This window comes from Pseudomonas sp. PDM05 (assembly GCF_014851685.1).
In the GTDB taxonomy this organism is placed as follows: domain Bacteria; phylum Pseudomonadota; class Gammaproteobacteria; order Pseudomonadales; family Pseudomonadaceae; genus Aquipseudomonas.
Genome location: NZ_JACVAC010000013.1, coordinates 93,548 through 115,236, shown reverse-complemented (window position 1 = coordinate 115,236; position 21,689 = coordinate 93,548). Strand labels below are relative to the sequence as shown.

General features: G+C 59.6%; 20 protein-coding genes. 12 read left to right on the top strand and 8 right to left on the bottom strand.

Annotated elements, in window-relative coordinates; all coding sequences use genetic code 11:
• The first annotated feature begins 211 nt into the window (after nucleotides 1-211).
• Both IB241_RS22405 and dkgB read left to right on the top strand, forming a co-directional pair.
• Nucleotides 212-1,291, top strand: coding sequence for a 3-deoxy-7-phosphoheptulonate synthase (locus tag IB241_RS22405; RefSeq protein ID WP_192300382.1), 1,080 nt, complete (start codon nucleotides 212-214; stop codon nucleotides 1,289-1,291).
• 149 nt (nucleotides 1,292-1,440) lie between these two features.
• Complete coding sequence (gene dkgB, locus IB241_RS22400) at nucleotides 1,441-2,259, top strand: 2,5-didehydrogluconate reductase DkgB (RefSeq protein ID WP_192300381.1); 819 nt, start codon at nucleotides 1,441-1,443, stop codon at nucleotides 2,257-2,259.
• On the opposite strand, the gene IB241_RS22395 is transcribed toward dkgB, so the two are convergent.
• From IB241_RS22395 to IB241_RS22375, 5 genes are all read right to left on the bottom strand, one after another.
• A complete protein-coding gene (locus IB241_RS22395; RefSeq protein ID WP_192300380.1) occupies nucleotides 2,256-2,678 on the bottom strand; it encodes a chemotaxis protein CheY in 423 nt (140 codons plus the stop codon). The genes dkgB and IB241_RS22395 overlap by 4 nt on opposite strands.
• Before the next feature lie 124 nt (nucleotides 2,679-2,802).
• A complete protein-coding gene (locus tag IB241_RS22390; protein WP_192300379.1) occupies nucleotides 2,803-6,417 on the bottom strand; it encodes a transporter substrate-binding domain-containing protein in 3,615 nt (1,204 codons plus the stop codon).
• A 1-nt stretch (nucleotide 6,418) separates the two neighbouring features.
• Nucleotides 6,419-7,045, bottom strand: a complete 627-nt coding sequence (locus tag IB241_RS22385) for a response regulator transcription factor (RefSeq protein WP_192300378.1) — start codon at nucleotides 7,043-7,045, stop codon at nucleotides 6,419-6,421.
• A 262-nt stretch (nucleotides 7,046-7,307) separates the two neighbouring features.
• Complete coding sequence (locus IB241_RS22380; RefSeq protein ID WP_192300377.1) at nucleotides 7,308-8,024, bottom strand: MgtC/SapB family protein; 717 nt, start codon at nucleotides 8,022-8,024, stop codon at nucleotides 7,308-7,310.
• Between the two features lie 479 nt (nucleotides 8,025-8,503).
• Nucleotides 8,504-8,848 carry an FKBP-type peptidyl-prolyl cis-trans isomerase gene (locus tag IB241_RS22375; protein ID WP_192300376.1) on the bottom strand — a complete coding sequence of 115 codons (345 nt, stop codon included), beginning with the start codon at nucleotides 8,846-8,848 and terminating at the stop codon, nucleotides 8,504-8,506.
• Nucleotides 8,849-9,022: 174 nt separating this feature from the next.
• Between IB241_RS22375 and IB241_RS22370 the strand changes: the two genes are divergently transcribed.
• Together IB241_RS22370 and IB241_RS22365 are read left to right on the top strand one after the other, a co-directional pair.
• Nucleotides 9,023-10,513 carry a PAS domain S-box protein gene (locus IB241_RS22370; RefSeq protein WP_192300375.1) on the top strand — a complete coding sequence of 497 codons (1,491 nt, stop codon included), beginning with the start codon at nucleotides 9,023-9,025 and terminating at the stop codon, nucleotides 10,511-10,513.
• A gap of 109 nt (nucleotides 10,514-10,622) precedes the next feature.
• Nucleotides 10,623-10,895 (top strand): DUF1652 domain-containing protein, encoded by a 273-nt coding sequence (locus tag IB241_RS22365; RefSeq protein WP_192300374.1) that lies wholly within the window; start codon nucleotides 10,623-10,625, stop codon nucleotides 10,893-10,895.
• Here IB241_RS22365 and IB241_RS22360 read toward each other — a convergent pair.
• The 3 genes from IB241_RS22360 to IB241_RS22350 all read right to left on the bottom strand — a co-directional run bounded on the left by IB241_RS22360 (nucleotide 10,858) and on the right by IB241_RS22350 (nucleotide 12,687).
• Complete coding sequence (locus tag IB241_RS22360) at nucleotides 10,858-12,051, bottom strand: MFS transporter (RefSeq protein WP_192300373.1); 1,194 nt, start codon at nucleotides 12,049-12,051, stop codon at nucleotides 10,858-10,860. The genes IB241_RS22365 and IB241_RS22360 overlap by 38 nt on opposite strands.
• Nucleotides 12,052-12,127: 76 nt before the next feature.
• Nucleotides 12,128-12,436: an RcnB family protein gene (locus tag IB241_RS22355; protein WP_192300372.1), complete on the bottom strand. Its 309-nt coding sequence runs from the start codon at nucleotides 12,434-12,436 to the stop codon at nucleotides 12,128-12,130.
• Between the two features lie 71 nt (nucleotides 12,437-12,507).
• Entirely contained in the window at nucleotides 12,508-12,687 is a 180-nt protein-coding gene (locus tag IB241_RS22350; protein WP_192300371.1) for a hypothetical protein, read from the bottom strand.
• Between IB241_RS22350 and IB241_RS22345 the strand changes: the two genes are divergently transcribed.
• The 8 genes from IB241_RS22345 (at nucleotide 12,686) to IB241_RS22310 (ending at nucleotide 21,522) form a co-directional block, all read left to right on the top strand.
• Nucleotides 12,686-13,243, top strand: a complete 558-nt coding sequence (locus tag IB241_RS22345) for a helix-turn-helix domain-containing protein (protein WP_192300370.1) — start codon at nucleotides 12,686-12,688, stop codon at nucleotides 13,241-13,243. The two genes, IB241_RS22350 and IB241_RS22345, sit on opposite strands and share 2 nt — an antisense overlap.
• Nucleotides 13,244-13,254: 11 nt before the next feature.
• On the top strand, nucleotides 13,255-14,601 hold the full coding sequence (locus IB241_RS22340; protein ID WP_192300369.1) for a glutamine synthetase family protein: 1,347 nt from the start codon (nucleotides 13,255-13,257) through the stop codon (nucleotides 14,599-14,601).
• A gap of 20 nt (nucleotides 14,602-14,621) precedes the next feature.
• Entirely contained in the window at nucleotides 14,622-15,719 is a 1,098-nt protein-coding gene (locus tag IB241_RS22335) for a DNA alkylation repair protein (RefSeq protein ID WP_192300368.1), read from the top strand.
• A gap of 172 nt (nucleotides 15,720-15,891) precedes the next feature.
• A complete protein-coding gene (gene hxsD, locus IB241_RS22330; protein WP_192300367.1) occupies nucleotides 15,892-16,191 on the top strand; it encodes a His-Xaa-Ser system protein HxsD in 300 nt (99 codons plus the stop codon).
• 1 nt (nucleotide 16,192) lies between these two features.
• Nucleotides 16,193-17,683: a His-Xaa-Ser system radical SAM maturase HxsB gene (hxsB, locus tag IB241_RS22325; protein ID WP_192300366.1), complete on the top strand. Its 1,491-nt coding sequence runs from the start codon at nucleotides 16,193-16,195 to the stop codon at nucleotides 17,681-17,683.
• A 1-nt stretch (nucleotide 17,684) separates the two neighbouring features.
• Nucleotides 17,685-18,911, top strand: coding sequence for a His-Xaa-Ser system radical SAM maturase HxsC (gene hxsC, locus IB241_RS22320; RefSeq protein WP_192300365.1), 1,227 nt, complete (start codon nucleotides 17,685-17,687; stop codon nucleotides 18,909-18,911).
• Complete coding sequence (gene hxsA, locus IB241_RS22315; protein ID WP_192300364.1) at nucleotides 18,908-19,492, top strand: His-Xaa-Ser repeat protein HxsA; 585 nt, start codon at nucleotides 18,908-18,910, stop codon at nucleotides 19,490-19,492. The genes hxsC and hxsA overlap by 4 nt, the downstream gene beginning before the upstream one ends.
• 170 nt (nucleotides 19,493-19,662) lie before the next feature.
• Entirely contained in the window at nucleotides 19,663-21,522 is a 1,860-nt protein-coding gene (locus IB241_RS22310; RefSeq protein WP_192300363.1) for a DUF3857 domain-containing transglutaminase family protein, read from the top strand.
• Nucleotides 21,523-21,689 lie beyond the last annotated feature (167 nt).

The window sequence follows — 21,689 nt, the reverse complement described above, 5'->3', positions numbered from 1 at the left end:
GACACACGACATGAACTACGCCACCTATTACCGCTACGACACTTCCACTGCATGGCGATTTAGCAAGCTCCGTTCGGGACAGCCTGCCGCCTCCGATCGGTCACCTATTGGTGGCAAGCCAACACACGTAGCCGATACGGCCAATTGTCGAACACCCCAGTAGGGCCAAGCGTGCGGGAATAACCCGCCGCTTGCCCAGGAAGCCTTGAATATGAACTCTGCCACCGCCGCTTTGCCTGTCACCGATCTTTCCAGCGCCAATGAAGCCCTGACCCTGCGCCTGCCCAGCTCCCTTGAGCTCAAGCATCAGTTGCCCCTCAGTCCGTTCCTCAACGAACAAGTCCACAACCATCGCCAAGCCGTGCGCGCCATCCTCAATGGCGAAGACTCACGCTTGTTGGTGATTGTCGGCCCGTGCTCGATCCACGACCCTGAATCGGCCATGGAATACGCTCGCAACCTGAAGAAACTGGCCTTGGATGTCAGCGACCAGATGCTGCTGGTGATCCGTGCCTACGTCGAAAAACCGCGCACCACCATCGGCTGGAAAGGCCTGGCCTACGACCCGCACCTGGATGGCAGCGATGACATGGCCGCTGGCCTCACCCTGTCCCGCCAGCTGATGCGCGAAATGTTGCGCCTGGGCCTGCCGGTGGCCACCGAGCTGCTGCAACCCATGGCCGCCGGCTACTTTGATGACCTGCTCAGTTGGGTCGCGATTGGTGCGCGCACCACCGAGTCGCAGATCCACCGTGAAATGGCCAGCGGCCTGGGCATGCCCGTGGGCTTCAAGAACGGCACCGACGGCGGCGTCGCGATTGCCTGTGATGCGATGCGCTCGGCGTCCCACCCGCACCGCCATTTCGGCGTCGACAGCCAGGGCCACCCGGCGATCATCCAGACCCCAGGCAACCCCGATACCCATCTGGTGCTGCGCGGCGGTCACCGTGGGCCGAACTACGATGTGCAAAGCGTCGCGCAGGTGAAGCACGACCTGGCCAAGTCCAAGGTGGCGGCGCGGATCATGGTCGATTGCAGCCACGCCAACAGCGGCAAAGACCCGCTACGCCAGCCGGCGGTGTTCAATGAGGTGCTGGAACAACGCCTGCAGGGCGATACCTCGCTGGTGGGCATGATGCTCGAAAGCCATCTGTTCGAAGGCTGCCAGCCGCTGAGCGCGTCGATGAAGTACGGCGTATCGGTGACCGATGGTTGCCTGGGTTGGGACGGCACCGAGCAACTGTTGCGCAGTGCGGCCGAGCGTTTGCGCATGCAAAACAGAACCGACTGAGAGACGACGGCCAACCGATGGGAGGGCGCCCCCTCCCACGGTCGGATTCGTGACCTGCGGTAAAGACTCCTTTTCAGATTCGACGGTTTTTCCGAAGGCGTGAGCAGCAGATACTCGACGCTACTGTTCACCCCCTTCAGGAGTTACTGATGTCTGTCCCTACCCAAACCGTTCCGGCCTTCGGCCTTGGCACCTTCCGCCTGCAAGGCAAGGTGGTGATCGACTCCGTGAGCACCGGCCTGGAGCTGGGCTACCGCGTGATCGACACCGCGCAGATCTACGAAAACGAAGCCGACGTCGGCCAGGCGATTGCCGACAGCGGTATCCCGCGTGATGAACTGTTCATCACCAGCAAGATCTGGATTGCCAATTTCGCTGAAGGCCAACTGATTCCAAGCCTGCGCGAAAGCCTGCGCAAACTGCAGACCGACCACCTGGACCTGACCCTGATCCACTGGCCGTCGCCGGAAGACCAAGTACCCGTCGCCGAATTCATGGGCCAGTTGCTGGAGGCCAAGCGCCTGGGGCTGACGCGCCATATCGGCATTTCCAACTTCACTGTCGAGCTGATGAAACAGGCGATTGCCGCGGTTGGCGCCGAACACATCGCCACCAACCAGATCGAGCTTCACCCCTACCTGCAAAACCGCAAAGTGGTGGATTTCGCCAGCGCCAACGGCATTCAGATCACTTCGTACATGACCCTGGCCTATGGTGAAGTACTGAAAGACCCGGTCATCCAACAGATCGCCGAACGCCATCAGGCCACGGCAGCCCAGGTCACCCTGGCCTGGGCCATGCAATTGGGTTACGCAGTGATCCCGTCGTCAACCAAGCGCGCCAACCTGGAAAGCAACCTCAAGGCCCTGGAGCTGACCTTGAGCGCCGCCGACATGGCACAGATTGCCGGCCTGGAGCGTGGCCATCGCTTGACCAGCCCCAAGGGTATCGCGCCGAAATGGGATTAAACCCCGGTCGCCGGCGTACGGGATAATTCACGCAGCCATGGCAACACGCGCAAGCCACGGGCCGCCGTCGGGGGGTCGATGATGTCCATGAAGTGTTCAAGGTTGACGTGGTCCGGCACCCCCGGCAAACGCACGAGCACCGCTGGGGCAATACCAGCAGGTTGGCCAAGGTCCAGGTGGTCGTAGACCAGCACATGACGTACCTGAAGCTGCGGCCCGCTGGCCTGGGCCGCGAGCCCCGCGTTGATGATCAGCACATCAAACGGCTTCGCCGGGATGGCAGTGAGGATCTGGACTTCATCGAAGGTCTGCACCGGCACTATCCGGTGATACCCCAGTTGGTTGAGCATTTTTTCGATGTGCAGCCGCTGCAGGTGCTGTTCATCGGCAATCAGGATGGTTAGTGCTTTGTTCGGCATGGCAAACCCCTGGGCAGGCAGCGCTCGTCAGTGAGCGCCGCCCATTTTCCAGACATCTTCCGAAGACAAAATCAGGCTTGTTCCCCCTTCGCGTAGGAGTTCTCCCAAACCCACCGAACGGTACTCAAGGTTGATTGCAATAAACGCTCAATCTCTGCTGCAGATCAGCGCAAGCGTCACTCACCGCGTCAACCGCCGCCCCCAGGGCCGTCTTGTCCTTGGCTTCACACACCGCTTCCAGCGTTTCACAACAGCTGATCAGCGCCTGCGCCTTGACCATGCGCGCTCCGCCCTTGGCCCGATGCGCAACGTCGTGCAACCTGGCAAAGTCGGCCTCTTGTCGCAGCGTCGGCAATAACGCGCGATCCGCTTCCAGGCTGTCGAGCAGCGGCGTCAACAATTCCTTGAGAGCGCCGCGATCATTTTCCGTCAATGCGATCAGCGCGCTCAAGTCATACGCCTCGACGGCATTCGCCGCAGCGACGCTCGCCACCCGCGAGGCCAACGCCGCTCGCAAGTCATCCAGCCCGGTGGGTTTGAACAGGCAGCCATCCATTCCCGCTTGCCGGCAGCGCTCGGTTTCTTCCGGCTGCGCATTGGCCGTAAACCCCAGGAGTAAACACGGCACCAGCCCCCGTGCCTGCTCTTGAGCACGAATATCCTGCGCCAGCTGGTAGCCGTTTTTGAGCGGCATATTGCAATCGGTGATGACACCATCAAAATCCCCCGACTGCCAAAGCGCCAGCCCCTGAACACCGTCTTCGGCGGTGGTGATTCGGTGCCCCAGGAAGCTCAACTGTCGCGCCAACAACAAGCGGTTGGCCGGATAGTCATCCACTACCAGGATGTTCAATGCCCGGGCGGGTGGAGTGTGTGCAACCGCTGCTCCCGTCTCGAGCGCTGACGCCGCTGCCAGGTCCAGTTGCATTCGCACATCAATCCGCGTGCCCTGCCCCAGCACACTGCTCAACTGCAACTGCCCCCCCAGCATTTCGCACAAGTTGCGGCTGATCACCAAACCCAGGCCGGAACCGCTGCGCACCGATTGCTCGTTGTTGCTGCCCTGGATAAACGGGTTGAATAGCCGCTGCTGATCTTCAGCGCTGATACCGACCCCGGTGTCCAGCACCCACAGCCGCAATATCAGTTGGTCAGCCGTCACCTCCCCTTGCGCACCGAGCAACACCTGGCCGCTGGCGGTGAACTTGATGGCATTACTCAGCAGGTTGGACACCACCTGCTTGAAACGCAGGGGATCGATCAGCACCGGGCGATCAATCGATGGGTCCAGTTCAACCTGCAGCGCCAGGCCCTTGGCCCGCGCCAAGCCCTCGAATACCCGCGCCACGGACATCAACAGGTCGCGCAGGTTGGCCGGTTCCAACGCCAGAGAAAGATGCCCGGATTCAATCCGGGCAATGTCGAGAATATCGCCGATCAACTCCAACATGCCGTGGGACGCCACCGAGGCAACCTCCAGCGCATCACGATCAGCCCGGCCCTGCTCGGCGTTTTTCAACGCCAACTCGATCATGCCGATCACGGCGTTCATTGGCGTGCGGATCTCATGGCTCATGGTCGCCAGAAAAGTCGTCTTGGCGCGGTTGGCGGCGTCGGCCTCGTCCTTGGCGTCCTGCAATTGGCCCAACAGGCGCTGGCGCTCGCTCACATCCACCCAGCCAGCGATCATGCCCACGACCTTATCGTTGCCATCGCGGTACGGCAGCATCCACTGGTAGATCGTCAGGACATCCCCCGAGGGCAACCGAAGTATCCGGTCATGAATCTGCGGCTCGCCCCGGGCCATCAACTGCAGGTAGTCCTCATGAAACGACTGGGCTTGCGGCGGGTTGCCGGTGTCGGTTTCCACGACAGTCTTGCCGATCACATCCTCGAGCTTGAAGCCGAACACATCGAGGTAGGCGTTGTTGCAGGCCATCAAGCGGCCCTGGCGATCACGCACATAAATCGGGTGCGGCGTGCCGTCGATCAGCACACTCATAAAGCGCATCTGATCACTCAGCGCCCGCTCCGCCTGGGCCCTTCGGCGAATCAGGTTACGCAGGTAGATCGCCCAGCCCAGGGTAATCAGCAACAACAGCGCCGCGAGGCCGAACCCTTGCAGAATTGCGTTGCGATGCCGCAGCCAATAGCTGTCCTGGATGATCACCTCATTGCGCCAGTGGTTGCTCAGTTCGTCCATTTCTTCGGGCGTGATGCTCAACAGTGCCTTGTCCAGGATCGAGTACAACTCCAACTGGCTGCGGTTGACGCCAAACGTCACACGTGCCGGTTCCGTGCCGACAGTGCTGGTCACCCTCAAACGATCGCGGTAATAGCGGGCAATCATGTAGCGCGCACTGAGGAGCGACAGCACGGTCGCGTCGACGTTGCCACTGGCCACCATCGCCATGGCTTGCTCAGGGCTTTCGGTATCAACAAAGACGATGCCGGGATAGTCGCGGGCAATTCGCTCGCCCAGGCTGTTGCCACCGATAAAGGCCAGGCGCTTGCCGTGCATATCTTCCAGCGTGATCGGGCTATTGCCCTCAATGCGGCTGACGAGCACATAGGGACTGCTCAGGTAGGGCCGGGTAAAACGGATCTTGTCAGCGCGTTCATTGCTGGGGGTGACGACCGCGAGCATATCGACACTGCCCGCACTGGCTTCGTCGATTTGGCGAGGCAGTGAGTTGCCCTTTACCACGTCGAATTTCAGCCCCGTACGCAAGCTGATCCGCGACAGTACCTCGGCACTCAAACCCTCGAGCTGCCCCTGCTCGTTGAAAAATGACAGTGGCAGAAACTTATCCAGAGCGGCCACTTTCACCCGCGGGTGTTTCTCCAGCCAACGTTGCTCGCGTTCACTCAGGCGCAGCCGGTCAACTTCCATGGCCCCGCCGCCACCGGCGCTCCAACGCCGCAGGATTTCCATCTGCGTGGTCACCGGCACGGCCGCCAACGCGGCATTGAGGATACGTAGCAATCGATCATCACCCCGGGTGACCGCAAACGCGAAAGGGTTGACTTCCAGGGCGGAAAAATCCGCCATGCGCACGTTATTCAGGTGGTTTTTATTGATCAGGTAACGCGTGCTGATCGCGTCGCCCAGGTACACATCCGCCTGCTCGAACGCGACTGCCCCCAGCGCCTCAAAGGACGAGGCGTAGAGCAGCAAATGGGCGCGGGGGTAAAATTTCTGTACCGCCTCGGGCTGCATATAGTGATACAGCATGGCCACGCGCTTGCCGGCCAGGTCGGCACTCAAACCCTGGGTGTCTGCGCTGCGGGTCGCCAGCACCGGCTGGTCATTGGCATAGGAGCGCGACAGCGCCAGTTGCGGGTCCACCGCTTCAAAACCGTTGGCGGAGCCGAGAAAATCCACCGCGCCCAGCTTGAGTGCCTCGATGACTTCATCGCGGGTGTCGTAGCGACGGACCTCTACCCGGATATTCAACGCCTGCGCCACCAGCGCCGCGTAATCGGCGGTGATGCCTTCGAAATCCTCACTGTTGCTCATGTCGAAGGGCGCGTAGTCGGGGGCCGATACGCCCATCGATAACACCCGCCGTTCGCGCAGCCAGCGCCAGTCGGCTTCGTCCAGCACGACATTGGGGTTTTCGAGGCGAGAGTGGCCCAGCAACTGCAGCGAGTAAGGTTCGTCAAGGGCTTGCGCCGCCAGGGGCAACAGGCTCACCCAGAGCAGCGCGACCAACCCTCGCAGCGCGCGGGCGTTCATTTCAGATCAGCTGATTACGTTGCGCGAACTTGGACAAGTGCACCACCGACGACATGTGCAATTTCTCCTTGAGTCGCGTCTTGTAGGTGCTGATGGTCTTGTGGCTCAGCAGCATGTCCTCGGCGATTTCCTTATTACCCAGGCCCAGGGCCAACTTCTGCAATACCGTCAATTCGCGATCAGACAGTGCTTCCACCAATTCAATCTCGGACGCTTGCAAATCATCACGGCGCACTGAACTGGTAGGCAGGCTGGGGAAACAGCTGTAGTTGGACATCACCGCCTTGATTGCTTTTTGCAACTCGTGCAGCTCACCCGTCTTGGCAACAAAACCCATGGCTCCAGCGCGCATGCAGCGGGTGGAAAAAAACACTGCGAGGTACGACGTCAACACTAGGATCTTGCATGGCAAGCCCAGCGCCTTGATTCGGCTGATCACTTCCAAACCGCCCAGTTTGGGCATCGCCAAGTCGAGGATAATCAGGTCGGGGCACTGTTCGCGAGCTATCTGCATAGCATCGGCGCCATTGCCCGCCTCGAAGATTTCATTGAAGCCTTCCTGCTTTAGCAGAAAGCGAACCGTGGCACGAATGAACGGGTGGTCATCCACAATTAAAGCTTTGCTCATTAAGACTCCCCTGAAGGACAAATTAATCTGACACATCACACGGGACCCAGCTACCTGTGAGAATTGACAGTTCCGACGAGCGGTTCCGCACTTTTCCAGATGCCAGCCAGGCAGTGCCTGGTCCCTCCAATTGAACAACACCATTGATGCCTGAAGTTCTGCGCAGCCTTTTAGGTAGCAGCAAGCGCGCAACCTTAACAATGAAGTGGTGCTTGAATTGAAGGGATAGTCCTGACTGCGTGTAGGATTTATCCGTAGGAAATCAGTCGGTCGTACTCGGACTCCAGAACGCCTGCACCACCAGGCTGGAGTTGGATATGCGTGTCACCAGTGCATCCAGCTCATCGCCATCGACCGACGTCGCAACCAAAGTGGCCTCGATCTCCACCTCTTCACTGCCGAACGGCCGCACATCCACGTCGCTGGCCGGGTAGTTGCACCGTGCGAGCTCGGCTTCCAGCAACACCATTACCGCCTGCTGCTGACTGCGCTGCGCGATCACATACAGAATGTTGGTGACCTCCGCCGACACCACATCCAGCGGCTGGCGGTTGATGTTATTGACGATCGGCCGCAGCAACGTGTTCGCTGCCAGCACAAACAACGTGCCCAGCAGCGCTTCGAGGATCAGGTCGGCACCGGCGCAAGCGCCGACTGCCGCCGACGCCCACAGGGTGGCCGCAGTATTCAGCCCGCGCACATTGCCCTCTTCGCGCATGATCACGCCGGCCCCCAGGAAACCGATGCCCGAGACCACGTACGCCACCACCCGCACCGCCCCTTCCGCGCCGCCCAGGCGGTTGGCCATGTCGACAAAAATCGCCGCCCCCACCGCCACCAGCACGTTGGTGCGCAAACCGGCCGTGCGCTGGCGATACTGGCGCTCGAAGCCGATCAAGCCGCCGAGGATAAACGCCGCACTGAGGCTGACCAGGGTGTCGACCAGCGAGTCGAGGTTGATGTTGTTGATTGCCTGCATAAGAAATCTCCTCAGTTCATTGCCAGCCACATTGATGGATGTGGCTGCTGCGCGAGAACACCGTCATGCAGGTACGACCCGCTGCGCCGCGCCCATCGGGTAGGCGCAGTCAGCTTGGCCCGCCCGCCGTAAAAGGCAGGCGCGTCCGTAGCATCCCGAAATGGCTCGGGTGCTGGTCAGCGTCGATGAGAGGGAGTCCGGCAGGCGCCAGGACTGGCTGCTGCCGGGATGCCGCTTCTCGCGTGTATTGGCGAGACAACGGCATCGAAAGAATGCGCGTTACCTTGCCGAGTATGTGCCGGTAACCAGAACCGGCCGACGACTGTCGCTCGAACAAGTACCCACTGAGGGTCTCCGCTATTGATAAAACCGCGCCAAGGTTACGCCCCGACTACAGACGAGTAAACCGTAGGAAAGTTACTACATGACGAATAAGACGCTTCTTCAGGAGCGGTTCAGCCTGCTTGCGTCAGGACACTTCAATCATCCCGCGTCAGCACTTCGAGCAATTCAATCTCAAAACGCAGGTTGCTGTTGGGCTGGATATGCGCGCCCATCGAGCGCTCGCCGTAGGCCAGGTGCGCCGGCACGAACAGCGTGCGCACACCACCGACTTGCATGCCCATCAGGCCTTGGTCCCAGCCCTTGATCACACGGCCCGTGCCGATCACGCACTGGAACGGTTTGCCACGCGCCCACGAGGAGTCGAACACGGTGCCGTCTTCCAGGGTGCCCGTGTACTGGGTAGTGATCAGTGCACCTTTGACCACGGTTTTGCCATCGCCCAGGCGGATGTCAGTGATCTGGAGTTGGTCGTTGTTCATGGCAAATCCCGTTGAATGCGCAAAGGCTGGGGTTTTCCCAGAATTGGTTGGGTTTGGCAAGCGCTTCACGCTGGCACAGGCAAGCCCCCTGCCAGTGGTTTGACCGCGTACCTTGCACTATCGCGAACCACAACTGTCCTAATCTCATGCCCCCCTCGCCCCCTCGGAGCCCCCATGACCCAGGATGTCCTCGCCAAAGAAACCAACCGCCGCCAACTCCAGCAGATCATCTCCGGCCTGTCCGACGGGATCATCCTTGCCGAAGTCGACCAGACCCTCCTCTGGGCCAATGAGGCGGCGCTGAACATGCATGGCGTGGACGACGTGATGGCATTGGGCGCCAATACCCAGGAATACGCCGAGCGCTTCACCCTGCGCTATCGCAACAACCACCCCGTGCTGCTGGACAACTACCCACTGGCCCGTGTGGCGGCAGGCGAGGAGTTCAGCGACGTGGTGGTGGAAGTCACCCCCACTGCCGATCCGGACAGAACATGGGTCCACCGCCTGCGCAGCCTGGTGATCAGCGATTCCCACGGCGCACCGGAGCTGCTGGTGCTGATCCTCAGCGATGCCAGCGAGTGGGCCAGCGCCGAGCAACGCTTCGAAAAAACCTTCAACGCCAACCCGGCACCCGCCGTGATCTGCCGCTTGAGCGACCTGCGTTACATCAAGGTCAACCAGGGGTTTCTGGAGATGACCGGCTACAACCGCGATCAGGTCATCGGCAAATCCGTGTACGAGTTGGATGTGCTGGAACAGGCCGAACGCAAAGACCTGGCGATTGCGCGCCTGGGCGAAGGCGCGACGATCCCGCAGATGCAGGCCGAGCTGAGATTGCCCGGGGGCGGCAGCAAGCTGGTGATCGTCGCCGGGCAACCGCTGGACATGAACGAGGAAGACTGCATGTTGTTTTCCTTCACCGACCTGGAGCCGCGACGCAAGGCGGAAACCGCCCTGCGCCAGAGTGAAGAGCGCTTCGCCAAGTCGTTCCGCCTGACGCCGGTGCCGACATTGGTGTGCAACGCCGGCAACCGCCAGGTGGTGGATGTCAACGAAGCCTTCATGAGCATTACCGGTTATATCAGTGAGGAGCTGGTCGGCAAGGCCATCGAAGACATCGATTTCATCGACAGCCCCCAGGCGGGCACACAGTTGTTTGCCACCCTGGAAAAGTCCGGCAACCTCGACGGCCAGGACCTCAAGGTGCGTAAGAAAGGCAACGAGGTGATCGATTGCGTGGTGTCCGCCGACACCGTGATCATCGATGACGTGCCCTGCTACCTGCTGGTGATGATGAACATCACCGAACGCAAGCGCTCGGAGCTGGAGCTGGTGGCGGCCATCGAGGAGGTGATGCAGGACGCATCTTGGTTCAGCCAGACACTGATCGAAAAACTGGCCAACGCCAAGAGCGTCAACAGCCCCAACCAGCCTGCCATTGCCTTCACCGACCTCACGGCCCGTGAACGCGATGTACTGGGACTTATCTGCGAAGGCTTGGCCGACAAGGAAATCGCCGCGCGCCTGAAACTGGCGCCCAACACCGTACGCAACCATGTGGCCACGGTGTATTCCAAGCTGGGGGTGCACAGCCGCAGCGCAGCCATCGTTTGGGCCCGTGAACGCGGGCTGTTTGCCGGTGAACTGCGCCTGAAAAAATAGCCCGACCAAGTGCAAATGCACTAGTGCAGCTAGTGCGAATTCGCCTTATTGCGGCGCCAGGCAAGCCATAACCTTCAAGACATCGAACTTATGTCTTGAAGGAACCTGCATGTTTACCCTCGCCCAACTGCGCAACTGCATCGAAGAAGGCCTGTCGCCGCTGACATGCGAGTTCACCCTGTGCCGGGATGCCTCCTTGACCCTCAAGGTATTTGACGCTGATACCGGCCGGGTGGACCTGGTGGTGACAGGGATCAGCACCAACCGGGTGCAGACCCCGCACGACGTGGAAAAGATGGTCGAAGAGTTGCGCTACGAATTGCAAAGCAACAATGTCGGCAAGCTCACGCTGAAGGACTGGCCCTCAACGACGAACCAATGAAATAGAACACCCCACCTGCGACGATAAACGCCCCGAGCATGTAGAACATGGAGTGGGCCGGCAGACTGGCCAGCACCAGCCCACACAACACCGGCCCCAGGGCGGCGCCCAGGTTGGACAGGTTCTGCGCGCCGTAGTACATGCCGCGCAGGTGGTCCGGGGCGATGCGGTCGATAAACATATATTCGGCCGGAAACACGATGATCTCCCCCACCGTGAACACCGCCATCGCCAACACCCACCACAGCACGCTGGTGGACAGCGCAAAGCCGATCAGCCCCAGCATGAACATGCTCAAGCCGAAAATCAGCCACTGGCTCAGGTGGCGGTGGGAAATGCGCCGACCAATCACGTACTGCAAGGCAATCACCAGCACGGCGTTGGTAGTGAGGACGGCGCTGATCACGGTGTAGGTGTATTCGGCCGAGGTCGTGGTCACCAGGTATTGCGACAAGTAGGCCGTGAATTGTCCAAACACCACCGCGCTGAGCAAACCGCCGACGGTAAAGCACACCAGGCGATGATCCCTCAACAGCACACGCCCGACGGCAAGGAATGACACGGGCTTGTGTGTCGCGTCGGTGGTGGTCAACGTGCGGTCGCCCCAGCGCCAGTACAGCAGGAAGAACCCCGCCCCCAGCAGCGCCGACAGGATGAACGGCAGGCTGATGTCCAGCTTGGCCACCACCGCACCGAACGCCGGCCCGACGGCATAGCCGATGTTGGTCAGGGTGTACTTGATCGAGAACACCTCGCTGCGCGCGTCTTCAGGCAACAGGCTGGCGAAACCGGCCTTCACGGCGATGTCGATGACCGCGTAAGCGAGGTTGATCAGGATCAGGCAGCTGTAGAACACCCAGATATTCTGCGCGAGGACCGTGCCGATAAAGCCCAGCACAAACAGTACGCTCAGGCAGAGCAACAGCCGGTAACTGTTGATGCGGTCGACGAGAAAACCACCGTACACGCTGAGCAATGAACCGACGATCAATGAACTGCCGATCACCAGGCCGACCTGGGTGATGTCCAGGGAGAAATGGCTAGTAAGGTAAATCACAAGGTAGGGAAAGGTAATTGCCTTGGCCAGCGTCAGCATCAATGTGGCGGACAACAACAGGTTCACGGTGCGGGGGTAGTTTCTTATTGTGGCAAGCATCCTGCTCTCTTTCCTTGAAGGTAACGCGGCCTTTTCAGCCGCCTACCTTAACGCAAGAATCGGAACAACAGGCAGGTCATTTTTTGACGGGCGTGATCTCAAGGATGGTGCCGTTGGTGGTCTTGAGCAGCACGAATTTATCGTTCACCCGCGCCCATTGGCTGTCGGCTTCAGGCTGCTTGAGGCCGCGCTTTTTCCAATCGCTGACAGCGGATTCCTTGCGCATCAGGATGTCTGGGGCTCGATCGCCTTCTTTCAGATCACGGGTGTTGATATTCGAAGGTTGCACGGTTTCCTGGGGGGTGTCTGCGGCTTGCACGACGAAGCTCGCGCCTGACAGGCTGGTCGCAACAAACAGGCAGGCGGCTAGGCATTTGGCTTTCATGGGTGCTCCTTCAATGAATGATGCGTACCCAGATTCCGACCGCTGCCACGCAGGATCATTCAACCCATATTTCATACCTGTGGTTTGCCTTTATAGCCCGCATGCATCTTTTGCAGAGGGTGCTCGGTGGGTGTCTTGGGGCTGCTGCGCAGTCCAGCGGGAGCAAGCTCCTCACCTTCGTCCCATCCGGCCATTGCCCTGGTGAAATAAATCCTGTAATTTTTCATGAAATTTATAGAAATAAATTTCATGACCCCACAAGAAGAACTTGCCACCCTCGCCGCGCTGATCCACGACCTGCGCAAGCACAAGAAACTCACCCTCGCCCAGCTCGCACAAAAAATCGAGCGCTCTGTGGGTTTCCTGTCCCAGGTCGAACGCGGCCTGTCGCGCCCCACCGTGGCCGACTTGACGGCCATCAGCCACGCCCTCGACGTGCCCACCACCTACTTCTACAGCCAGCCAAAACCCAAGGCGGTGGACTGGATCACTCGCCCCAACGAGCGGCGCACGGTGTATTACGCCAATGGCATCACCGACATCCTCGTTTCGCCGAGCATGAACGGTGCCTTTTCGATGCTCGACAGTCTACTGGCACCCGGTGCCAACAGCGGCGAACAAACCATGAGCGACCGCGCCGAACAGGCCGGTTTTGTACTGGAAGGCGAGCTTACGTTGTGGGTCGAAGGTGAAAACGACTGCGTCACTCTCGGCCCCGGCGACAGCTTCCACCTGGCCAGTTTCGCCCATTGCCGCTACGCCAACCTGACCGACCTGCCCGCCCGCGTGCTGTGGGTTTACAACTAGGAGCTGCACCCGTGAAAAGCCATTCCTCTGCGTTGCTGGCCGAAGTACGGAGCTTTCGTCAGAACCATCCCGATGTGCGCTACGTCGACCTGATTGCCCTGGACATTCCCGGGCATTTCTACGGCAAGCGCTACCCGGTGGAGATGCTGGAAAAAGTTGCCGCCGGCAGCCCATTGAAGCTGCCGCAGAACGCTGTGCTGCTGGGGGTCCAGGGTGGGCTGTTCAAGATTGGCGACTACTGCTTCAACGACGGCGACCCGGACGCCAACCGGCGCCTGGTGCCCGGCACGCTCAAGCCGGTGAGCTGGGAATCACAGCCCCTGGGGCAGATGCTGATCACCTCGGATGGCACCGAAGCGCCCATCGAATTCGAACCCCGCGAGGTACTGGCCAAGGTATTGGAGCGTCTGCATCACAAGGGCATTCACCCGGTGGTGGCGTTCGAATTGGAGTTCTACCTGTTCGATAAAAAACTCGCCGGCGGCCTGCCGCAATTCGCCCGCGACCCGCTGAGCGATGACGCCGACGACCAGCCCAACCTGCATATCGAACGGCTGTCGCGTTTCAGCGAGGTGCTCGACGACATGGCGCAAACCGCCAAGGATCAGGGCATCGACATCACCGTGATTACCGCCGAGCTGGGCCCCGGCCAGTTCGAGATCAACTTCGGCCACCTCGACGACGGCCTGCGCGCCGCTGACTGGGCCGCCCTGTTCAGCCGCAGCACCCGCGGGGTGGCGCTCAAACACGGGTACCGCGCCAGCTTCATGGCCAAGCCATACCTGCAATACCCCGGCAGCGGCATGCATGTGCACGTCAGCCTGTATGACAGCGCCGGCAATAACCTGCTGGCGGCGCACCAGCAACAACCGCTGCGCCACGCGGTGGCTGGCTGCCTGGAGTTGCTGCCGCACTGCATGCCGATCTTCTCGCCCAACCACAACGCCTTCCGCCGCCTGGGCGGCACAGTCAACGCGGCGACCCGTGCCAGCTGGGGTTTCGAAGACCGCGACGCGTGCGTGCGCATCCCCGACTCCGATCCACGCAACCTGCGCATCGAACACCGACTGGCCAGCGCCGACGCCAACCCGTATCTGGTACTCGCGGCGATCCTGGCAGGTTTGGAACATGGCCTTGAAACCCAGCGCGAGCCCTTCGCCCCACTCAACGAAGACCGCAACAGCGGCGCCGACTTCCCCCTGGAAATGCTCGATGCCGTACGCGCCATGAGGCACCAACCGGTATTGCGCGATAAGCTGGGCGCCGAATTTGTCGACGTGTACTGCGAGAACAAACGCCAGGACCACTTGGCTTTTCAGCAAGAGATCCATGCGCGGGAATATCGCTGGTTTCTCTAACCCCTCTGATGGAATCACCGATGACCGAGCAAAGCGCCCCAGCCCTCAAGGAAATCTTCAACGTCGAGCGCCTGCAACACATCGCCAGCGAAATGACGGCGGTGTACCCGGCATTCGACGCCAAGGGTTTCCTCACGCACGCCACGGCCGGGCTGGCCGAGTTGTCGGTGTTGCAACGCATGGCGCGGGTCAGCGAAAGCCTGCATGCGGTAATCCCACTGGCGTACCCGCAAACCCTTGAACTGCTCTACGCCCTGGCACCGCGCCTGAACAGCAGTTTCGTCAGCCTGTTCCTGCCGCACTTCGTGGCCAGCTACGGGCAGGATGACTTCAAGCGCTCCATGGCCGCACTCAAGTATTTCACTACCTTTGGCTCCTCCGAATTCGGCATCCGCCACTTCCTGCTGCGCGACTTCCCGCGCACCCTTGCAGTGATGCAAACCTGGTCGCAGGACACCAACGAGCACGTACGCCGCCTCGCCAGCGAAGGCTCGCGCCCGCGCCTGCCCTGGTCGTTCCGCCTGGCCGAAGTCCAGGCCAACCCTGAATGCTGCGCGTCGATCCTCGACAACCTCAAGGCCGACCCCAGCCTGTACGTACGCAAATCGGTGGCCAACCACCTCAACGACATCACCAAAGACCACCCCGACTGGGTACTCACGCTGATCGAAGGCTGGTCGCTGGACAACCCCCACACCGCCTGGATCGCCCGCCACGCCCTGCGCAGCCTGATCAAACAAGGCAACACCCGTGCGCTGACGCTCATGGGCGCCGGGGCGAAAGCCGAGGTAAAACTGCACCAACTGAGCGTGACCCCCGCGGTGATCAACCTGGGTGAGCGGATCAACCTGTCGTTCAGCCTGGAATCCACCGCCGACACCGCGCAGAAGCTGGTGGTGGACTACGCCATCGACTACGTGAAAAGCGCGGGGCACAGCGCAAAAAAAGTGTTCAAGCTCAAGGCGTTCACCTTGGGCGCGGGTGAACAGCACAGCATTCGGCGCGAGCAACATATCCGTGAGCTGACCACTCGTAAGCACTATCCCGGACGGCATGTCGTGCACGTGTTGGTGAATGGGGAAAGGCTCGGCAGTGCCGAATTTGAATTACGTGCCTGAACAAGTTGCTTAGAGAAATGCCTCTGAAACAGGCGTTCCAGACAGCACCAGCGACGAACATCCAGACAAGGCGCAGAAAACGTTCAAGTTTGTATCATCAGTAATGGCATTTAGCCTTTAATCTGAGGCATTATCCCAACCATATATAGGGTTATTGGAAGGGAGTTCTGTTATGGCCTGGTCGCTGGCACTCAATTTGGATGAGCAGGTCTACCCGCTCAGGATCGTGCAGCGCGTGGTCTATAGCCTCGCCAAGGATTTCTCCTTTTTGGTGCGCCATGAGCATACGCAATGGGTGCTTGAAGTCACGCCGAATGATTCATCCAATCTGCTGGGCTACGCTGCTGACACGGCCAGAGCCATGATCCTTCGCCATCTGAATGATTTCGCACTCCGCGACCAGATTGCACTGGAAACCCGCGGTTTAAGGGAGCTTCTCGCCAGTGTCGCCTTGAAAGAGTGCGGCTACTGATATGTCTGTCGCCCTGATTGCCAAGCAAACCGATTACCGATTGCTCCCGTTTCGTTTTATGCGAATGCCTGAAGTCGGCGACTCACAAGTACTGATCACGGCAGACACGGGAGAGTACCTGTTTGTGAAAGACAGTGACCTGCCTGGGATCGTACATAAACGTCTCGATCGTCAGTCAGCCTTGTATAAAGACCTACTCGCACGTCATTTCATTTACGAGCCGGAAATACACACGCCCTTTCCAGAAATGGCCGCGCAGATTCGCAGCCGCAAGAACTTCCTCTTCGGAGGCCCGGCACTGCATTTGTTTGTGGTCACTTTGCGATGCAATCACACCTGCCAGTACTGCCAAGTATCCCGCGCCCCGCTAGGCGACCATGCACATGACATGTCTGCCGAAGATGCCATGCACGCAGTCGACCGATTATTCGAGTCTCCCTCGCCGGTGCTCACCGTAGAGTTTCAGGGCGGCGAGCCCCTTCTGGCATTTGACCGGGTCAAACAGATCATCGAGGCCGTGAGTGCTCGCAATGAAACCGAACACCGCAGTATTCAGTTCATTATCAGCAGCACGTTGCATCACCTCACAGACCCGATCCTGGCGTTTGCCAAACAGTACGCCGTGCAATTTTCAACGTCCCTGGACGGCCCGGCTTTTTTGCACAACGCCAACCGCCCCACCCCGGAAAAAAATGCCTATGAGCGCACACTTGAGGGTATCCATCGCATACGCGATGTCCTAGGCCATGACGCCGTGTCAGCACTCACCACACTGACCTCAAGAAGTCTGGAGCACCCGAAGGCAATCATCGACGAATACGTCAAGCAAGGGTTCAAGAGCATCTCCCTCAGGCCGCTGAGCCCCTACGGCTTTGCCAAGAAGTCCAGCGAGCGCTTGGACTATTCGATTGACCAATACTTGAGTTTTTATACCGAGGCGCTGAGTTACCTGATTCAACTCAACAGCGAAGGAACCTACTTGAGCGAGGGCTATGCCTCGTTATTGCTCGGCAACATGCTCACGCCGTTCTCAAGTGGCTATGTCGATTTGCGCTCACCATTGGGCGCCGCGGTGGGAGCATTGGTCTACAACTACGACGGTGACGTATACCCCTCTGATGAGGCACGTATGCTGCTAGAGATGGGCGAAAGCGGATTGAAGCTGGGTACTGTCCGCCAGCCGTTGAGTGAACTGTTGCACTCGCCGGTTGTGAGGCAACTCTTGGACGCCGGAATAGCGGAGGCATTGCCGGGCTGTTCCGATTGCGCATTGGTGCCTTATTGCGGCGCAGACCCTATCGAACACTTCGCCCGCCAGGGGGACCCGATAGGGCATCGATCCTTCAGTACGTTCTGTCAAAAAAATACGGCACTGCTTACCCACCTGTTCGGGTTATTACGCAATGGGGATCACTCGACCCAACGAGTACTGATGTCGTGGCTGGCACGCCGCTCATTCAATGATCTAGCGCAGCCAGGATACGGAGGCTGAGATGCTCAGACTGGATACGCAATTTGAGATTCAACACCTCGACAGGGCACGCCTGCTCAAAGTCATCAGCGTTAACGAGTTGATCGAAAAAGGCACAAACGGCTGCGCCGGCGAAGCCAGCTTCAACGACCTGCTGCTATGGCTGACACTCGAAGAAGTGCTTGAGCAACCCACACTGCTGACACTGCCAGTCGCTGGCATCTTGCTCGTCGACGGCGCGCTTGCGACCGATTACCCAGGAATCATCCTCACGGCCCCCAAAGACAACCGAGTGGTTCAACCAGGGGATGTGATTGCGCTGTCACCGGCTTCGAATGTCGTCAGGGTGCTTTATAGACGCAACGCCAACAGCAACCTGCTGTTCATCACCGACAGATGCAACAGCCTGTGCCTGATGTGCTCGCAACCCCCCAAGGACATCGACGACTACTGGCATGTCGAAGAAAACCTGCGGCTGATTGATCTGATGGATAAAGGCGATGAACAAATAGGTATCAGCGGCGGCGAACCGACGTTGTACGCCGACGGCCTCCTGGCACTGATCAAAAAAGCCAGTGAGGTCTTGCCGGAGAAATCGCTGCACATTTTAAGTAACGGACGCCTGTTGGCGCAGGCAGGCTGGCTGGCCTGTCTCAACGAAATCCAACACCCACGCCTCACGTGGGGTATCCCGCTGTATGCCGACAATGCGGCAGACCACGATCATGTCGTGCAAGCGCCCGGGGCGTTCAGCGAGACCATGAAGGGGCTGTACAACCTTGCTCGTGCCGGTCAAAACATCGAAATCAGGATTGTACTCAGTCATTTGACGACATCACGGCTACCTGAGCTGGCGCATTTCATTTTCCGCAACCTGCCGTTCGTGCAGCACATCGCAATGATGGGAATCGAGAATACGGGGCTTGCAAAGAAGAATTACGACGTCTTATGGATCGACCCGTTGGACTATCAAGACACACTCGCCAGCGCCTGCCATTTCCTCGATATCCGGGGGCTGAGTGTGTCGGTCTATAACTTGCCGTTGTGTGTACTTGATCCATCGCTGAAACGGTTCTACCGGCAAAGCATTTCCGATTGGAAGAATCTGTTTATCGACACCTGCCAATCCTGCACAGCCAAACACTACTGTGCCGGTTTCTTCAAATCTCACTCCCTTCGCTGGCAGAGCCGAGGCATTCGCCCGCTCAATCTGAACGAAGGCATCAACTACGCAAGGAGCGCTTCATGACACTGATGGACCGTTGGAAAATGCTGATCAGCCAAGGCGTCGCGCTGGTTCCCGTCGCATTGAGCCCCTTGGCTTATGCCAATCAAGTCGCATTGACCCAGCCTGAATGGACGACGACAGATAAATCCCCTGTCTTCAACAACACACTCAACGCCCCCGACGCCGTCAATATCTACGCGGCACATCGCTCCCACAGCTCCCACAGGTCACATAGTTCCCACAGCTCGCACTACAGTGGCTCGGGTGGTTACAGCGCCCCACGCAGCTACACGCCACCGGCTTCCGCCTACAGCGCCCCCTCTACGACAACCAATCGTTTCAGCGGATCAAGCGGCCGTGCTGCGTCTACAGCACCTTCAGCAGCGCCAGCCAGAACATCTGCTACACCTGATCGAAACCAGTTGGTCATGCGCGTGCAGACGGCATTGATGGTCAAGCGGTATTACAGCGGCAGCATCGATGGTGTTTTAGGCAATAGTACCCGCGGAGCTTTGATGGCTTTCCAGGCGGACTCGAACTTGCAGAATCATGGCCGAATGGACACGCCGACGCTGAATGCACTGGGGATTGCGATTCCCTAGTCGATTTCGAAATACCAGACGTAGGAATGCTCAAAAGAAGGCTCTAGAACGGGCCTTTCAACAACATTGATTGTCGAACGATCCTGGCCTTCCCCGTTGCGATCCATTATCATCCGGCGCCTTCTCGCTACCTGCCAGGTAGCTGTTTCAATGTGTCACCCGAGGCGCCCATGTACCGTTTTTTGTTTCACCGCCCTTTGATTGCCATCAGTCTGGGGCTTGTTACCCCAGCCGTTTTTGCCGCATTGCAACCCTTGGCCGAAGCCCCGCTGGCCAGCGACACCGAGCTGCATTGCCACTTCAATCGTGACGCCAGCACCGACTGCACCACCACTTACCAGTACACCATTCTCAAGCCCAGCGGCCGCGAGATGCTCTCGCGGATCGACTTCGATTACTCCGAAGGCGATACCTTCGAAGTACTCGGCGCGCAATCCACCCAGCCCGGTGCCAAGCCGGTCGCCCTGGCGGACACGCAGATCGATACGCGTACCGCGCCCAACCCGGACCAGGGTTTCAGTCGCGACAAGCAGACCTCCCTGGCCTTCCCCAACCTGCGCGTTGGCACTCGGATTCGCTACACCGTGCGCGAGCATCACCCCGCCAAGCCGCTGATGACGCAGTTTCATTACGCCCTCAAGTTCGGCCCCAGCGCAGCCCGGCGCGACCACTTCAAGGCACGCTTTACTGCCGAGCGGCCGATCCAGTGGCGCAGTGAAGGGTTCGACGGTTTCCAGGTGACGCCATCAGCCAACGGCAAGACCCTGGACGTGGTGCAAAAAGCCCCGACTTTTCTGAACTACATCAACGAATCCTCCAACGCTGCGCTGCTGCACATCCCGCGCATCGAGGTGGGCAGCGCCCTGGAACGTCAGGCGTATTTCGGCGATCTGGGCCAGCGCTACAACCAGATCCTCGGAGCCAACCTGCCGCCGCAAAGCGCCGCTGCCGTCGTCGCCGTGCGCAACCTGGCGCCGGCCGAGCAGGTTGCCCGGTTGATGCAGCACATCAACGATCACTATCGTTACCTCGGCGACTGGCGCGCCACGGAACGCGGTTATGTGCCGTTCAACCTGGCAGAAATCGAGCAGCATGGGTATGGCGACTGTAAAGACCTGGCGATCCTGTTGACCGCCCTGCTCAAGGCCAGCGGCATTCACGCCGAAACCGCCTGGGTCAGCCGCGGTGATCTGGCCGAGTCGTTGCTGATCCCCGGCACCCACGCGCCAAACCACGCCATCGTGCGCGCCCAGGTGGACGGCCAGGTCTGGTGGCTGGACCCGACCAACCCGGTGTTTGCCCCAGGCCAGACCATGCCTGACCTCCAGGACCGCTGGGTGCTGGTCAACGACGCCCAGGGCCAGGTGCGCGAGGAACATATCCCGTTGGAACGTGCCGAAACCACCCTGCGCCTGAATAAACAGGTGCACTACGACCAGCAGGGCAATGCCACGATTCAAGCAACCCTCGCCTTCAGTCGCCTGCCGCTGATGCAACTGAGTGTCGCCGACCGCCAGCAAGGCGCCACCGCCACCGACCAGAACATCTGCGCCAACTTCGGCCACGAGATCAGCGACTGCCGCGTCTCCCGCGCAGCCACAGGTTTTGTCGTACACGACGGGTATAGCATCACGGCCAACATGAGCGACCAGCGTGCCCTGGAAAAACTGGGGAACGACTACGTCTACTCCGATGAGTCGCTCAAAGGCCGCTGGGATACCTTCATCGACTACCGCCGCCAGGGGCAGCAAGCCGACCTGGACCAGGGCAATCCGCAAACGAATGACTACACCATTACCCTGAGCGGCGGGCAGATGGAAAAGACCATTCCCGGCTGCCAGGTACGCTCGCCGTGGTACGACCTGGACCTGGAAGGCAAGCGCGAGGATGGCGTCTTGCGCTATCACTATCGCCTGAGCCAGAAAATGCGCTGGCTGACCCACGATGAAATTGTCAGCGCGGCGTTTGGGAAGATGGTCGACGATGCACGGGCCTGTGCGGAGCAGGTGCATCAGGTGGTGAAACTCTAAACCGTCCTGACACACCAAAATCAAACTGTGGGAGATTCTATGGTTGAGGGGCAGCATATCCGCCAACAGTGCCGCCTTCGCAGCCTCGCTAAAGCTCGACACAGGGGATTGGCAGTGTCTGGGCGATCTCCAGCCGAGCGCTGACAGCCCAGCAACACCGATCACCT

Excerpts from the sequence above, each read along its gene's own strand:
- IB241_RS22405 (WP_192300382.1), top strand. The coding sequence starts at position 212 with ATGAACTCTGCCACCGCCGCTTTGCCTGTCACCGATCTTTCCAGCGCC.
- dkgB (WP_192300381.1), top strand. The coding sequence starts at position 1,441 with ATGTCTGTCCCTACCCAAACCGTTCCGGCCTTCGGCCTTGGCACCTTC.
- IB241_RS22395 (WP_192300380.1), bottom strand. The coding sequence starts at position 2,678 with ATGCCGAACAAAGCACTAACCATCCTGATTGCCGATGAACAGCACCTG.
- IB241_RS22390 (WP_192300379.1), bottom strand. The coding sequence starts at position 6,417 with ATGAACGCCCGCGCGCTGCGAGGGTTGGTCGCGCTGCTCTGGGTGAGC.
- IB241_RS22385 (WP_192300378.1), bottom strand. The coding sequence starts at position 7,045 with ATGAGCAAAGCTTTAATTGTGGATGACCACCCGTTCATTCGTGCCACG.
- IB241_RS22380 (WP_192300377.1), bottom strand. The coding sequence starts at position 8,024 with ATGCAGGCAATCAACAACATCAACCTCGACTCGCTGGTCGACACCCTG.
- IB241_RS22375 (WP_192300376.1), bottom strand. The coding sequence starts at position 8,848 with ATGAACAACGACCAACTCCAGATCACTGACATCCGCCTGGGCGATGGC.
- IB241_RS22370 (WP_192300375.1), top strand. The coding sequence starts at position 9,023 with ATGACCCAGGATGTCCTCGCCAAAGAAACCAACCGCCGCCAACTCCAG.
- IB241_RS22365 (WP_192300374.1), top strand. The coding sequence starts at position 10,623 with ATGTTTACCCTCGCCCAACTGCGCAACTGCATCGAAGAAGGCCTGTCG.
- IB241_RS22360 (WP_192300373.1), bottom strand. The coding sequence starts at position 12,051 with ATGCTTGCCACAATAAGAAACTACCCCCGCACCGTGAACCTGTTGTTG.
- IB241_RS22355 (WP_192300372.1), bottom strand. The coding sequence starts at position 12,436 with ATGAAAGCCAAATGCCTAGCCGCCTGCCTGTTTGTTGCGACCAGCCTG.
- IB241_RS22345 (WP_192300370.1), top strand. The coding sequence starts at position 12,686 with ATGACCCCACAAGAAGAACTTGCCACCCTCGCCGCGCTGATCCACGAC.
- IB241_RS22350 (WP_192300371.1), bottom strand. The coding sequence starts at position 12,687 with ATGAAATTTATTTCTATAAATTTCATGAAAAATTACAGGATTTATTTC.
- IB241_RS22335 (WP_192300368.1), top strand. The coding sequence starts at position 14,622 with ATGACCGAGCAAAGCGCCCCAGCCCTCAAGGAAATCTTCAACGTCGAG.
- hxsD (WP_192300367.1), top strand. The coding sequence starts at position 15,892 with ATGGCCTGGTCGCTGGCACTCAATTTGGATGAGCAGGTCTACCCGCTC.
- hxsB (WP_192300366.1), top strand. The coding sequence starts at position 16,193 with ATGTCTGTCGCCCTGATTGCCAAGCAAACCGATTACCGATTGCTCCCG.
- hxsC (WP_192300365.1), top strand. The coding sequence starts at position 17,685 with ATGCTCAGACTGGATACGCAATTTGAGATTCAACACCTCGACAGGGCA.
- hxsA (WP_192300364.1), top strand. The coding sequence starts at position 18,908 with ATGACACTGATGGACCGTTGGAAAATGCTGATCAGCCAAGGCGTCGCG.
- IB241_RS22310 (WP_192300363.1), top strand. The coding sequence starts at position 19,663 with ATGTACCGTTTTTTGTTTCACCGCCCTTTGATTGCCATCAGTCTGGGG.